Genomic DNA, 14124 nt, shown 5'->3' on the forward strand with positions numbered 1-14124 from the left:
TGTCAAGGAAGTTTCTATGGCCGATGCTGAAGCTGTGAATCGCCGGGCCAGTCTGTTTTCCCGGATCAAGTCGGTTTTCTTGACATGGTTGGATCACCCCACATCCGTCGCGTCGGTGTGCCCAAGTTCCCGGGTGTTGACGCAAAAAATCGCTGATCGTTCTGCGGTGCGTGACGCATCACTTGTGATCGATCTGGGGCCCGCAACGGGCGAAACGTCGGTAGCCCTATTGGAACGAATGGGGCCGGACGCCAAGTTGTTGGCGATCGAAAAAATGGAAGAGTTCATTCAGCCGCTGAACGAAATCGACGACAAACGTTTGATCGTGCAGCACGGCGATGCCGCCTGTCTGCGCGACCTGATGGAACGGCATGGACTGGGACGCGCCGACGTGATCGTTTCGGGGGTCCCGTTTTCCACAATCGACAAACCGATTGGGCAACGAATCGTTGACGGAATCCATGATCAGCTGAAGGACGGCGGGTTGTTCATCGCCTATCAATTTCGAGACGATGTGGTCCCGTTGGCCACACCGCTATTTGGCGAACCCGATGTGGACCGAGTCCATTTGAACGTGCCGCCACTGACGATTTACACCTGGACAAAGTCGTAGCCGGCGTGTGAATCGGCACTTCGTCGATTGGGGGCCGGACACGCTGGGCGAGGCGATTTCTCGAAAGTCCAAGTGCACTTCGGTCCACCGTTTGCAGTTCTCTAGGTTCACGATGTTTATTGTTGATCTTCTAGAGAAGTGAGTTCCAAAGTGCCTACCCAAGCCCCGTTTCGTATTCAAACCGTTCACGGCGTGTCCTATCCGATCGTCGGTGCGTCAAGTCAAGCGACAGTCATCGTTCATTCGCCGACTGCGAAGCAACCAGCGACCGAGCGTGAAAAGTCGCAACCACGGCGTCACCGAAAATCTTTGCCGACTTCGAAATGATGCTTGCCTAGCCCTTTTCGGTCGCAGGCCGTCCCGTCGTCGGCCTTCAATCGGATCGTGGCTCACTCATATTTACCTACGGCGCTGCGAGTTTGATGATGACGCTACGAAGTCTTGTGGCTGACGATGTGCGACATAACCGAACGCTCGCGGTCCACTGGCTGAAAGAGCTAGGGCACGAAACTTTCGAAGCGGCCGATGGAGGCGAAGCGTGGCACATCGCCAAGGACAAACCGTTGGACCTGATCGTTACCGACATTGAAATGCCGGGACGAAGCGGTCTCGATTTCCTGCAGCAGTTACGCGGTCACGAGATCAGCACAATCGCGGATGTCCCCGTCGTCGTGATGAGCAGTCTGCAGGACGCGCTGTTAGAAAAACTAGCGCTTGGTTTTGGGGCCACGATCGTCGTCCGCAAGCCTCTCTCGAAGCTTGACTTTCAGAAAGCCGTCCAGCGGGCCATGGCATCGCCCCCTAGCGAAGGCGTTTCGCCGGAAGCCAACTCGGACCACCCTTCGGACGATCCCGGTGTAGGTCCAATCTCGCCGACGCTGCGGCGGATCGCGGATCGTGCGCGTCGCGGCTTGTAAGCGACTGCCACAGTCATTGCCCCGGGGCCCCCGTACGAGCTCGGAGCGCGAGACGGGGTCGGGTGACCGCACCTCGCATGACGTTCGGAAATCCGTATCGGGTGAAACAACCCCGCCAATTGCGGCGGAAGGACGTGACCGATCGGTTGCGGCGAACGCCAATTTGTCACCGCCGTGATATCATGGCCGAATGCGGATGAAGACGCCATGGTTTACGGAAGGTGGAACGCGATGAAGTCGAACGACGAGCACTTTTCCGAAGGGGCGGCTCCTGTACAAAATGCCAGAGGTTCTAGCGATTCTGTGTTGTCACTTTTGGCGATGCAGAGCGACCTATCGCGGTTGACCGCGGGATCGAAACATCTTCACGAGGTGCTGCAGGCGGCCTGCCAGTTGTTCGTCCAGACGCTGGGATTCGATTCAGCCAGAGTTTGGATCTACGATCCGTCGAATTCTGTTCTGCGTTTTGCCGCCTGCAACATTGCGTCCGTTGATCAGGCGGGCGTGGGAAATGAAATCGCAGTCGAGGGCACCGTGGTCGGCCAGATTGCGGCCAGTGGTCAGCCTGCATTCGATCGCAGCTTGGCGGCTGATGGTTCCATGACCTTACAGGACGCCGGGCTTTCATTGACGGGCTATCCGTTGACGGTCGACGGGCGAGTCCTTGGCGTGGTCGGGTTGTTCGCCGACCGATCGATATCGGACGAAATGTTCCAGCGGCTTCGGCCGATCGCAGAAACCCTTGCCATCTTTGTCGACCGCAAGCAGTCCGAACAACTTTACACCGACCAGCAGCACGAGTTGCAGTTGGCCTTCGATGCAGGCCGGTTGGGGATTTGGAAGTGGGACATACCGAATGACCAAATCGATTGGTCGCCGCACCTGTTTGAATTGTTTGGCTACGAACGCGCCGATCTTGTGCCAACCTGCGACGGGTTCATCTCGATCATTCATCCCGAGGATCGCGAGTATGTTCGCAACCGGATCGGGTGTGTTTTTTCGGGAAGCTGCGAAACGTACACGATGGAATTCCGGGTCATTCGCGGTGACGATGGGCGTGTTGTTTGGACGTATGGCCGTGGCGTGATCAGCCGAGACGATCAAGGTCGCCCGCGTTCGATCACGGCTGTGGCGGGCGACATTACCGAACGTAAAGAAATGGAGTTGCGTCTTGCCCACCGTGAAGCCGAGCTTCGCCGGGTGATCGACCATATGTTGGGGTTTGTCGGCGTATTGGCCGTGGACGGCACTTTGTTGGAAGCGAACGCGACCGCGTTGCAGGGCGGTGGCTTGTCGCGAGACGACGTGGTGGGAAAGAAGTTTTGGGATTGCGGTTGGTGGAGTTATGATCCCGTCATTGTCAATCGGTTGAAAGACTCGATCGCCCGCGCCGCCGCTGGTGAAGTGGTTCGTTATGACGTCCAGGTTCGGATGGCTGGGGATACACGCATCACGATCGACTTCATGCTTGTGCCAGTACGAAACAAGGCCAACGTTGTCACTCATCTGGTCCCTTCCGGTGTCGATATCTCGGATCGGGTCAAGGCCGAGCACGCACAAAAGGAAGACCAAGAACGGCTTCGAATGGCGCTACGGGCCGGCGGAATGGCAGCTTGGGAATGGACCCCCGTTCGAAGCGTCTGGACCGATTCGCTTTACGAAATGCTGCGCGTGCCACCGACCCAACAGGCATCGTGGGATAAGTTTTTGAAGCAGGTCCATCCAGCGGACCGGGCCTCTTTGGAAGCCGCCTGGTTAGCAACAACCGAGGGGAGGAAACCATTCAACCACGAGTTCCGCATCGTTCGTCCAAGCGGCCGACCGCGGTGGCTGGCCGGGATGGGAGAGTTCGAACTGGACGAGTCCGGCAAGGTGTCTCGGATCCATGGTTTGTACTGGGACGTTACCCAGCGGAAAAACGCCGATCTGGACCGAGAAAAGGCGTCTGAACGCGAGCATTTTTTGTTGCAGGCTAGCGCCGTTCTGGCTGCGTCGTTGGACTACGATCAAACGCTGGCAAACGTCACCGACTTGTGCGTGCCCGCGATGGCGGATTGGGCTTTCATTGATTTGGTTCGTGATCAAGGATCGGCACGGCGTGTCCATGTTGCCTACGCCGATTCGGATCAGCATGACTTGGCGGAACAGGTCGCTCGCTTTGCCGCCTGTCCTGACCGGCTGGATCACCCGCCGGCCAGAGGTGCGTTTCTGGGGGAAGCAGTGTTCTTGCCGGAGATCACCGAAGAAACTTTTCGCACCGCGGCCCAAGATGACGAGCACGAAGATGTGATTCGCGCCGTCGGTCCAAACTCAATGATCGTGGTGCCGCTGATTGCACGCAACAACTGTCTTGGCGCGTTGACGTTGATTGTTTCGGGATCCGGCCGGCGGTACACGGACCAGGATCTAAAGCTGGCCCAGGAACTGGCAAAGCAAGCCGCCGGTGCCGTCGACAACGCGCAGCTTTTGGACGCCGCACAACAGGCGAATATCGCCAAAAGCGAATTTCTGGCTAACATGAGTCACGAAATTCGCACCCCCATGACAGCCGTCCTGGGATACACGGAACTTTTGAAATCGCGAGTTCAAGATTCCGAGGCCAGTGACTACATCGACATCATTCGCCGCAACGGCGAGTTTCTGTTGGACATCATCAACGACATCTTGGACCTTTCGAAAATCGAAGCTGGCAAGATGGAGATCGCTTCGGAAACCTTCGATCTGGTGTCCCTGATCGAAGAGGTTCGGTCGGTGATGGACATACGAGCCAAGGAAAACAAGCTTGAATTCGACGTTCAGTATCAGGGCAAAATTCCGACCTTGATCCAAAGTGATCCCAAGTCGTTGAAACAGATCCTGATCAATTTGGTGGGTAACGCCATCAAGTTCACTCAGCAGGGACGCGTCCGAATCAACGTCCAGTTTGATTCGCATGGCACCGATACACTGCGAATCGAGGTCGCGGATACCGGTATCGGAATGACACCAGAGAAACAGCAACAGCTCTTCAAACCGTTTTCACAAGGTGACGCATCGGTTGCACGCGTGTTTGGTGGCACGGGGCTTGGGTTGGCCATCAGCCGCCGACTTGCCAACTTGTTGGGGGGCGACATCACGGTATCCAGCACCGTCGGCGAGGGTAGCGAATTCGCAGTGACTGTTTCGGTGATCGCCGTTAGCGACGCAGCGACGGTGGACCCGATCGCCATTGTTCGCCAACCAGAACCTCTCAATCGCAAGGTCGCAAAACAACTGAGCTGCCATGTGCTTGTCGTCGATGACCGCCGCGACATTCGTTTTCTTAGCAAGCGATTGCTGATCAAGGCCGGTGCAACGGTCGACGAAGCAGAGGATGGAATCTTGACGGTCCAGCATATCCGTCAATGCATCCAATCGGGACAGCTTCCGGACCTGATTTTGCTGGATATGCAGATGCCAAACTTGGACGGTTATCAGACTGCGCAAAAGGTCCGCGAAATCGGGTTCACGGGGCCCATCATCGCACTGACGGCCGACGCCATGCACGGTGACATGACGCGTTGCATCGAATCGGGATGCAACGCGTATCTAAGCAAGCCGATCGATGCGATCCGTCTGGTCGAATTGGTGGATGAATTCACCGGGAAGGATCGCTGATACCGCCGTTGTAGGATGCAGGGCGACCAACGTGGTTGTTGACGCTCCACTGCGTTTTGCGGTCTTGGAAAGTGAACCATGGTGGTGGTCGAGGGAGCCCCGCTTTTTCGTGCGCCGGATGGGGATGGCACGAAAGATGCAACCTCGCTTGGGTGTGGCGTTTCACCACTTTCCTAAGATCATTTTCGGACCACGGCGACCATGAATACTCCACTGAATCACGTCCGATGTCCAAAGTGTGGCATGGAGGTTGACGATCGCGTTCCGGCGTGTCCGCAATGCGGCGAGAAAATTTACGTCAATGTTCCCGGGGACATCACGCCGACAAAACATCCTCCGCTCGATTCCCAAGACGGCAAGTAGCACACCAATGGCAAAGTACAACGACGGTTCCAAAGTGAAATGGAAATGGGGCGACGGCTATGGGCATGGCAAAGTGCAATCGTCGTTTGCCAAGAAAGTGACGCGAACCATCGACGGATCAGAGATCACTCGGAACGGATCCGAGGATAACCCGGCGTACTACGTCGACGTTGACGACGGGAACAACGTTCTAAAGCTTGAAAGCGAACTCGAGAGCGATTCGTGATCGTTGCCCGAACGCGGGGTTGGGGTTTCAGGGAACGGTTCTGTGGTTCCGGCACGGGTGGGCTGCGGTGATGGGGCGGGCTCCACTCGGCGCAGACGAAATCGAACAGGTCTTCCGAATTCTTTCGAAAGAAATGCCCGGCCGGGTGCCCGGGGCGATGGGGCCCAAGAGGCAGCCAAACCCGTTCCGGTCTTGCATCTCGTGCATGTTGTCGGCGCAGTCACGTGACGCCAACACGGCGGCGGCCACGAAGGCATTGTTCCGGCTCGCACGCATGCCGCGAACGATGTTGCAGCTAAGCGACCAGCAGATCACCCATGCGATCAAGCCCTGCGGCCTCTATAATCTCAAAGCCAGAAACATCCGTAAGTTCTGCCAGGCCCTGCTTCGCGATTTTGATGGTGTGGTCCCTGAAACGCGCGGGCAATTGATGCAGTTGCCCGGTATCGGACGCAAGTGCGCCGATATTGTCATGCAGTTTGCGTTTGGGGTTGATACGATTGCGGTCGACACGCATGTCCACCGAGTCTGCAATCGGACAGGCATCGCGATTGGCAAAACTGCCGAACAGACCGCGATCGCACTCGAGCAGACGGCACCTGCTTGGGTGTTCAAGGAAGGCCATTTTTGGCTGATCCAGTTTGGGAAACGTGTTTGCCTCGCTCGATCGCCCAAATGCAGGACTTGTCCAATCCGGCACCTTTGTCAGAAGCGGGCGGCGGATCTGCGGCGCGGCGATGCGACGGATACCAAATGAATACGAAAGCTTTGGGCGGACGGGAAGGTAGACTTTGTCGAACTTGAAAATGAATCGTGTGTTGGTCTGTGGAGCGACTGGTTACGTCGGTGGCCGGTTGGTTCCCCGATTGTTGGACGAAGGGTTGGCGGTCCGTTGTTTGGTCCGAAGCCCAGAAAAAATTCGTGCCTTTGCTTGGGCGGATCACGAGCGGCTAGAGATTGTCCAGGGGAACCTCGATGACACCGCCGTCGTTCATCGTGCCGCGATCGATGTGGACGCGGCGTTCTATCTGGTCCATTCGATGATCAGCGCAGGCGAGGATTACGCCAAACGCGACCGCGAACTGGCCAATTCCTTTGTCGCCGGATTGGACGGCACGACATGTAAGCGAGTCATTTACCTTGGTGGGCTGGGGGAACTCGGCCCCGATCTAAGCCATCACCTGCATAGTCGGCGAGAGGTCGCCGAAATTCTGGGCCAAAGCAATCTTGATACCACGGTGTTTCGTGCCGCAATGATCGTCGGATCGGGGTCTGCGTCATTCGAAATCTTACGCTACTTGGTCGAGCGACTGCCCATCATGATCACGCCCAAATGGGTGAAGATGGAAACGCAGCCGATCGCGATCCGAGATGTCATTCGATATCTGGTGCAGTGCTTGCAGGTTCCAGAAACGGCCGGGCAAGTGATCGATATCGGGGGCAAAGACGTTTTCACCTATCAAGAATTGATGCAGGTGATGGCCAAGTCGTTGGGGCTGGCGAAACGGATCATTCTTCCCATCCCAGTGCTGACCCCGCGACTGAGTTCCGCTTGGATTTCGCTGGTAACACCCGTCAACGCTCGGATTGCCCGCCCGTTGGCCGAAGGTCTGCGAAACCGTACCGTCTGCCGTGACGACAACGCACAGCGTTTGATGCCCGGGCCATTGTTCGGGGTCGAAGAAGCAATTGACGCGGCATTGGGAAAGTGGCGGACGGGCGATGTTGAAACACGATGGTCGACCGCCGGTGCAATGCCGGGCGACCCCGAATGGTCTGGTGGGACTGTGTTTCTGGATCAACGTTCTAAAACGGTCGAAGCCTCTGCGGCACAGACGTTTGCTGCGCTCAGCCAGATTGGTGGACGCTGCGGATACTGGGGGGCGGACTGGCTGTGGTGGTTGCGAGGGCTGATGGACAAGGCGATCGGTGGTCCTGGATTACGCCGAGGCCGACGCCATCCCAAGAATCTCAGCTACGGTGAAGCCGTTGATTTCTGGCGCGTCAATGGATATCAGAAAGACGAGTGGTTGCGGTTGATCGCGGAAATGAAACTGCCCGGCGATGCCGAGCTTGAATTTCGTGTGGAGTCGATCGACGACACTCACTCGCGATTGATTCAAACCGCTCGGTTTCGACCAACTGGCTTGTTGGGGCTAGCCTACTGGTACTCGGTGCTGCCACTGCACTATTTCGTCTTTCCCCGGATGATCAATGGAATCGTCCGCGATGCCGAACGAGGCCCGGATTCAACGTCGACGGTGATGCGGCAGTAATCGGCAAGCTGGATTGAACGGCTTCACACTGCGATTTGCCTTTCAGCTTCGATGAAGCTTCCGACGCTCCGAATCATTCGACCGAATTGCCGCTTGTCGAATACCAGTTTCCGAATCATCACTCGATGAAGGTGGACAACCCCCGCGGTCTGTGCAGCGATGAAGCGTCGCGTCCCTGGACTGCGATCCTGCATCCTGGTCGATCAGCCAACATTGATGGATGCCAGGGAACCGTTGTAGGCTCGCAAGACCTGATCTTGAATCAATCATTCACGACGGAATTCGATTCGGCGCGCGGTTTGCGAACTTTGTTGGACCAACTGTTGACGGTGCGTTGGTGCACCGTGATTTTATTCTTCCAACGAACAGGCAACATAATGAACATGAAACTACAACGGCTTGCCATCGCAGTTGCACCGGCCTTGGCACTGGCATTCACGCCGATTCTGCGCGCAGATGAGCCTTCGGATCGAGGCGCCCGATACGAAGACGATGCATGGTACGACGTCAGCGAGTGGTTTGACGGGAATGACTACAATCCTACCGATGAAGCCATTGGTCGCTGGGACGATGAACGCTTCGATTATCGCGACAAGCAGACCAGCACCGACACAGACAACGATATCGAAACGGTGGACGCCGAGGAATTTTATGGCGAAGACTGGGACGATGGTTACGCGACGTTCAGCGATAAGGATCGCGATGGTCATTACGAGAGTTACTCGCGGTACCACGATACCGATGGCGACTATTTGAACGACAGCTACGCCACCTACAAGGATGACGACGGCGACGGGATGTACGAAAGTTATCAGTTCAGCGATCTGGCTGGAAATTCCGAACGCGAAGTGCACAGCAGCAATGTCGCCCAATCTACACAGAAGGGATTGGTCGGAAAGGCGCAGACGGTTTCTGGTAAGATCACCGAATCCAAGTACGTCCGTCGCTTAGGCGGCCTAGCCCTGTTGCTGCAAGTCAACGCAAACGATGGCAAATCCGTCTGGGTTGATATGGGTTCCGATCCGGCATTCCAGCTGTTCGAAGGCGATTCGTTGACGGCTACTGGCCCGATCAGCAAGGCGGGCAACAAGCAAGTGCTGGTGGCTACCGAAATCGAAACCCAGGGCAAACAAGTCCCGATTACTCGAAACGGTCGCCGATATAGCGGTAAGATCGAATCGACACGAACGGCGAAAGTGCGAGGCGAACAACGGACTGTTGCTAAAGTGAAAACGGAAGATGGAAAAACGTTGACCGTCGACATGGGCGTGCCCAGTGAAGAAAAGAAGTGGAAGAAGGGTGACGAAGTCAACGTCACGGGCGTGCCCGTAAAGATCGGCGACCGGGTCATCTTGATCGCTGATAAGACGAAACTGTAAAAATCGTCGTTCGAATCCAAACGCATTGCCCAGAAGTCTGTATAGGCCTCTGGGCATTTTTGTATCCATTGCTGTCCACTGACCCGAAGCCACCATGAACTGACAGATAGAACGCTGTGCACAGCGAATCTACTTTTCCCATGCCGATTGAAATGAACCGGCGATAAACGTTTACTACCGAGTCGCATCCATGAACGCATTCCTGACGACGTTTTGGGCCACCGTCAAAAACAGCTATTGGTTCATTCCGTCGCTGATGGTGATCGCTGCCATTGCGTTGGCGCTGGGGGCAACGACGGTCGACAGTCGAGTTGGGTCCGAGTGGATGGAAGGCATTGACTGGCTTAACGCGAACCAACCCGATGGCGCACGCGCCGTGCTTTCGACCGTCGCAGGGTCGATGATCACGGTGGCCGGAGTGACGTTTTCGATGACGATTCTTTCGATCTCCCACACCACGTCCCAAGTCGGTCCTCGACTGATGAACAACTTCATGGGGGATAAAGCCAACCAGTTCACGCTTGGCGTTTTCATTTCGACATTCATCTATTGCCTGATGGTGTTGCGGACCGTTCGGAATGCGGAATCTGGATCATCCGGAGATGCCGAAGCCGCCGACTTGGCGACCGCGTTCGTGCCGCACATCGCGGTGACGGTTGGGGTGATGTTGGCGATTGCCAGCGTGGGTGTCCTGATCTTCTTTGTCCACCATATTCCCGAATCGATCCACGTTTCCAATATTTTGGCGCGAGTCGGTCGCGGATTGAATGATCGGATCGAGGGTCAGTTTCCTGCCCGAGTTGGCGATCCGCATGAACAGGAGTCCAACCGGAATGCCGAATCGATGTTGCCGGAAACCTTTTGCCGATCGGCAAAACAGATCCGTTCGACAGGCACGGGCTATCTGGAATATGTCGATGGGGAAAGCTTGATGCGTCTGGCGATCGAACATGATTTGCTGATCCATGTGCGGCGTCAGCCCGGAGATTTTGTCTCAGAGAAAAGTCTGCTGTTGCTCGTTTCGCCGGCCGAAAAGATCGACGAATCACTGCAGCGTTCCATGAGTGCGATGTTCATCCGTGGCGCACAGCGGACAGCGACCCAAGATCTAAGGTTTCAAATCAATCAACTGGTGGAAGTCGCGATGCGGGCGCTGTCGCCGGGCGTCAACGATCCCTTCACCGCAATCTGCTGCATGGATTGGTTGCAGTCGGCGCTGGAAACCTTAGCCAACCGCCAATTGCCTGATGCACATCGATTTGACGATCAACAAACGCTGCGCGTGGTCGCCGAACCGGTCACCTTCGACTCCTTTGCGTCACTCGTGTTTGATCAATTGCGACCCTATGTGGCCGCCGATCGAAACGCGTCCGTTCAAATGATGCAGATGATGGGCAGCCTTGTTGTCCAGGTCGATCGTTCTGTCGATCGTCGGCTGCTGGCTCGGCATGCATGTGCCCTGCATCGTGAATGCAAACTGGCAATGTCGGACCGCCGGACTCTTCTGCAGGTTTCGGATTGTTACCGCCGGATCTTGCGTCTGGCGACCGACGAATCGTTCCGGCAACAGGCGAAAGAATGTGGAGAGTGGACGTCGGATCGATGACGAGTATTCCCATCTGTTCGAACGAGTCCGTCGCTATGATGGTCGGTCCCTGATCGACCGATAGTGTCACCGAGGCAAGAATAGGACCGGGCGTTCCAAAGGTGGGGCGGAATTCGCTACATTTCAGGGGGCTATCGAATCGATCGCCAAATCCTAACCGAGGAAATTTTCATGGACTATGTCCTGCTACTTACCTACCTTTCGGTCGCGATCGGATTCTCGTTCCTGTGCTCGATCGCCGAGGCGGTATTGCTGTCGATTACGCCCAGTTACATCGCCCAGCTTCGCAAAGATACATCAAAATCAGCTCAGCGGATCATTTCGCTAAAGGCTGACATTGACCGGCCGCTCTCTGCGATTCTTAGCCTGAACACGATCGCCCATACGGTCGGTGCTGCGGGGGTCGGTGCACAGGCAGCAAGCATGTACGGCGACCGGTATGTCGGCGTGATCAGCGCGATTTTGACCTTGTTGATTTTGGTGCTAAGCGAAATCATTCCGAAAACCATCGGTGCGTTGCACTGGCGAACGCTTGCGGGACCGGTCGCGCTCTTCATTCGTTGGCTGATCGTGTTGATGTATCCGCTGGTTTGGCTTTCCGAAATTCTTACCAAGTGGCTGGCCGGATCCCACAAGCAGCAATTGGTGACACGCGATGAGATATCGGCGGTGGCACAATTAGGGATCAACGAGGGACTACTGAAGAAGAACGAATCCCGCATCTTGACGAATCTGCTGAAGCTAGAATCGATTGTGGTGGAGGACGTGATGACACCCGCCTCGGTCGTGATCGCGTTGGAGCAATCTCGGCTGCTTTCCGAGGCCGCAGATGAAGTCGCGGCGCTGCCCGTGTCGCGAATCCCCCTGTTTCAAGAACGGCGTGACGCCGTCACCGGTTTTGTGCTTCGCAGTGATCTGTTGACCGCGATTGCCGCCGGTGATCTGGATCAACCGCTCGAAGCATTCTCTCGTCCGATCACGTCAGTTCACGAAGACGACAGCATCACCAAGGTCTTTGATACGCTGTTGGATACGCGTGCGCACATTGCGATCGTGATGGACAAGTTCGGTGGCGTCGAAGGAATCGTCACGTTGGAAGATGTACTGGAGACGCTGCTGGGGCTAGAAATCGTCGACGAGAAGGACAAGACCGTCGACATGCAGCAGTTGGCCCGCCAGCGCTGGAAATCCCGCTTGGAAAAGCAAGGGATCCAGACACCGGAACCACCCAAGCCCGGTAAATGATGGGCGCCGAGGGCGGCGTTTCACGATCGTTCGGAAACGAACAACGACATCAAGCGACCGCGTGACGGTTGATTACCGGCACCGCCCGTCGGCTGAAATTTTTACGAGATCAGGTTTGCTTCTTCGGTGGATTCGGCATCCTTGGCATGGTCTTGAATCGTCACGTCTTTGTTGGCCAGGTCTCCCTCGGCGTTCGATGACGCTGCTTTGTCGGAATCCTTTCCAGGCGATGGTGCTTCGCTGGGGATCGGATCTCGCTTCGGTGCACTAACATTGGCGGCAGCTTCGTCGGTCAGCATTGCTACCGGGACTCCATCGGGGAAAACCACTTCGCGAGCTTCGTCAGGCATGCTGATTTCGGCGTCGCTGAGCGCGGTCTTGGCTTGACGCATCAGTACACTGCAAACCGACGCCGCATCAAAGCGTTCGGCATCCAACCAAAATCGGGTCACCAGGTTCACGGTCGATGCACCGAGTGAATCGACAAGGACCAATGGCGCGGGATCGTCAAGCACGGCGTCGTGCTCGACAAGCACCTGATGGACGATCTGTTGTGCTTCGGTGACGGAATCGTCGTAGCCAATTCCCATCACAAATTCCCGGCGTACCCGTGGCGAGGACGAGTAGTTCGTCAGGATCGCCTTGTAGACCGTGCTGTTGGGAATTTGAATGTGGTTGCCGTCGACCGTCAAAAGCAGTGTTCCCCGAGTTGTCACGCGGCGCACGAAACCTTTCTGGCCCTCCAATTCGATCAGGTCACCAACGTTGAACGGGCGATTCAGGCTGATCAGCACACTGGCCAGATAGTTTTCAGCGATGTCGCGAAAGGCGAACCCGAGCGCCAGTCCGACCAGCCCGGTACCACCTAGGACCGTGACCGCCAACCTGCTTAGCCCAGACACTTTCAGCGCGATGTAGACTCCGACAAGCATCACAAGCACTGCCACGACGCTGGCGATCACCTGTTGCAGCAATTGGCTATCCAAACGGCGAGCGGTCAAGCGGCGAGCGATCCTGGCAGCAAGCTTCGCAATCAGGTACGCCAACGTGATCACAAACATTCCAACTGCCAATAGCGGCAGCAGTTGAACGAAGTCGCGTCCCAATTGCCGCAGTTGCACGATCGCCGGCTCGATGTCCCAGACCGGTCTGGACTTCACGTCGATTTGATTGACGACGGCGACCACGTCGGAGGTCCGTTGTGCCACGCGTTCGGCCCACTCGCGGTGGTTCTCGGTATCGGCGATGCCCGAAAGGAAGACGACGCCTTCGTCCGTCTTGACCTCTGCTGCTTCGAACCAACCGGTCGCCAGGAAAATGTTCCGTAACCGAGTCGAGATATCTTCGTCGAATGCAATCGGATCCACTTCGACCTTATCCGGTGTCTCGATTTTCTGGTCGACTTGGGCGTCAAGAATAGCCGCATCGCTGCCCGTGTCTTGGGCCAATGATAAATGGCATTGGATCGTCGTGACGAACGCGAACGCCAAAAATAGGTGCCGCGTTGTGCGATTCAACATAATAGTTTGTCCCTGTGCCAAAGTCGGTCGATGGTGAACTCCGCCACCCATCGATCGCGACGCAAACTTTGTTCCATCATCGCGTCTGTATCGAAATCGTCCGGGATACGCCGCGATTGCTCGCCAATCGGCCAGGCTGGCCGGCTGTCGATCGCAAAGCGGTGGTGCTGGATCGTCCAGTCGTGAATTGGCGGATTCACCTGTGCAGTAGCGTATTCAGGCAACGGAGTCAGGTATTGCCGCGAATACCCGGCCGGCGAACACAGGCCACCGCCACGTTGGCACATCACGTGCGTTCGTGTGCGTTTCGTAACTGGACTCACGAAAGCACAGGTGGTTTAAG

General features: G+C 56.3%; 12 protein-coding genes. 10 read left to right on the forward strand and 2 right to left on the reverse strand.

Going from position 1 to position 14124, the window contains the following annotated elements:
- Nucleotides 1–16 precede the first annotated feature (16 nt).
- The 10 genes from K227x_RS01945 (at nucleotide 17) to K227x_RS01990 (ending at nucleotide 12261) form a co-directional block, all read left to right on the forward strand.
- Nucleotides 17–613 (forward strand): class I SAM-dependent methyltransferase, encoded by a 597-nt coding sequence (locus tag K227x_RS01945; RefSeq protein WP_145167827.1) that lies wholly within the window; start codon nucleotides 17–19, stop codon nucleotides 611–613.
- Nucleotides 614–1035: 422 nt separating this feature from the next.
- Complete coding sequence (locus K227x_RS01950; protein ID WP_145167828.1) at nucleotides 1036–1530, forward strand: response regulator; 495 nt, start codon at nucleotides 1036–1038, stop codon at nucleotides 1528–1530.
- Between the two features lie 231 nt (nucleotides 1531–1761).
- Entirely contained in the window at nucleotides 1762–5166 is a 3405-nt protein-coding gene (locus K227x_RS01955) for a PAS domain-containing protein (RefSeq protein WP_218933702.1), read from the forward strand.
- Nucleotides 5167–5367: 201 nt separating this feature from the next.
- Nucleotides 5368–5529 carry a zinc ribbon domain-containing protein gene (locus tag K227x_RS01960; protein ID WP_145167830.1) on the forward strand — a complete coding sequence of 54 codons (162 nt, stop codon included), beginning with the start codon at nucleotides 5368–5370 and terminating at the stop codon, nucleotides 5527–5529.
- Nucleotides 5530–5536: 7 nt separating this feature from the next.
- Nucleotides 5537–5755 carry a hypervirulence associated TUDOR domain-containing protein gene (locus tag K227x_RS01965; RefSeq protein WP_145167831.1) on the forward strand — a complete coding sequence of 73 codons (219 nt, stop codon included), beginning with the start codon at nucleotides 5537–5539 and terminating at the stop codon, nucleotides 5753–5755.
- 205 nt (nucleotides 5756–5960) lie between these two features.
- Nucleotides 5961–6512, forward strand: a complete 552-nt coding sequence (locus K227x_RS31555; RefSeq protein ID WP_218933703.1) for an endonuclease III domain-containing protein — start codon at nucleotides 5961–5963, stop codon at nucleotides 6510–6512.
- A 34-nt stretch (nucleotides 6513–6546) separates the two neighbouring features.
- Nucleotides 6547–8031 (forward strand): SDR family oxidoreductase, encoded by a 1485-nt coding sequence (locus K227x_RS01975; protein WP_246146444.1) that lies wholly within the window; start codon nucleotides 6547–6549, stop codon nucleotides 8029–8031.
- 125 nt (nucleotides 8032–8156) lie between these two features.
- Nucleotides 8157–9410 carry a hypothetical protein gene (locus K227x_RS01980; RefSeq protein ID WP_246146445.1) on the forward strand — a complete coding sequence of 418 codons (1254 nt, stop codon included), beginning with the start codon at nucleotides 8157–8159 and terminating at the stop codon, nucleotides 9408–9410.
- Between the two features lie 190 nt (nucleotides 9411–9600).
- Nucleotides 9601–11016 (forward strand): DUF2254 domain-containing protein, encoded by a 1416-nt coding sequence (locus K227x_RS01985; protein ID WP_145167834.1) that lies wholly within the window; start codon nucleotides 9601–9603, stop codon nucleotides 11014–11016.
- 171 nt (nucleotides 11017–11187) lie between these two features.
- Entirely contained in the window at nucleotides 11188–12261 is a 1074-nt protein-coding gene (locus K227x_RS01990; protein ID WP_145167835.1) for a CNNM domain-containing protein, read from the forward strand.
- Between the two features lie 101 nt (nucleotides 12262–12362).
- Here K227x_RS01990 and K227x_RS01995 read toward each other — a convergent pair whose 3' ends face one another.
- Both K227x_RS01995 and K227x_RS02000 read right to left on the reverse strand, forming a co-directional pair.
- Nucleotides 12363–13781, reverse strand: coding sequence for a mechanosensitive ion channel family protein (locus K227x_RS01995; RefSeq protein ID WP_145167836.1), 1419 nt, complete (start codon nucleotides 13779–13781; stop codon nucleotides 12363–12365).
- A complete protein-coding gene (locus tag K227x_RS02000) occupies nucleotides 13775–14104 on the reverse strand; it encodes a hypothetical protein (RefSeq protein ID WP_218933704.1) in 330 nt (109 codons plus the stop codon). Before K227x_RS02000 ends, K227x_RS01995 begins: the two co-directional genes overlap by 7 nt.
- Nucleotides 14105–14124 lie beyond the last annotated feature (20 nt).

Origin of the sequence: Rubripirellula lacrimiformis (assembly GCF_007741535.1) — a bacterium.
In the GTDB taxonomy this organism is placed as follows: Bacteria; Planctomycetota; Planctomycetia; order Pirellulales; family Pirellulaceae; genus Rubripirellula; species Rubripirellula lacrimiformis.

Coding starts and splice junctions, on each gene's coding strand:
- K227x_RS01945 (WP_145167827.1), top strand. CDS start 17: ATGGCCGATGCTGAAGCTGTGAATCGCCGGGCCAGTCTGTTTTCCCGG.
- K227x_RS01950 (WP_145167828.1), top strand. CDS start 1,036: ATGATGACGCTACGAAGTCTTGTGGCTGACGATGTGCGACATAACCGA.
- K227x_RS01955 (WP_218933702.1), top strand. CDS start 1,762: ATGAAGTCGAACGACGAGCACTTTTCCGAAGGGGCGGCTCCTGTACAA.
- K227x_RS01960 (WP_145167830.1), top strand. CDS start 5,368: ATGAATACTCCACTGAATCACGTCCGATGTCCAAAGTGTGGCATGGAG.
- K227x_RS01965 (WP_145167831.1), top strand. CDS start 5,537: ATGGCAAAGTACAACGACGGTTCCAAAGTGAAATGGAAATGGGGCGAC.
- K227x_RS31555 (WP_218933703.1), top strand. CDS start 5,961: ATGTTGTCGGCGCAGTCACGTGACGCCAACACGGCGGCGGCCACGAAG.
- K227x_RS01980 (WP_246146445.1), top strand. CDS start 8,157: ATGAAGGTGGACAACCCCCGCGGTCTGTGCAGCGATGAAGCGTCGCGT.
- K227x_RS01985 (WP_145167834.1), top strand. CDS start 9,601: ATGAACGCATTCCTGACGACGTTTTGGGCCACCGTCAAAAACAGCTAT.
- K227x_RS01990 (WP_145167835.1), top strand. CDS start 11,188: ATGGACTATGTCCTGCTACTTACCTACCTTTCGGTCGCGATCGGATTC.
- K227x_RS01995 (WP_145167836.1), bottom strand. CDS start 13,781: ATGTTGAATCGCACAACGCGGCACCTATTTTTGGCGTTCGCGTTCGTC.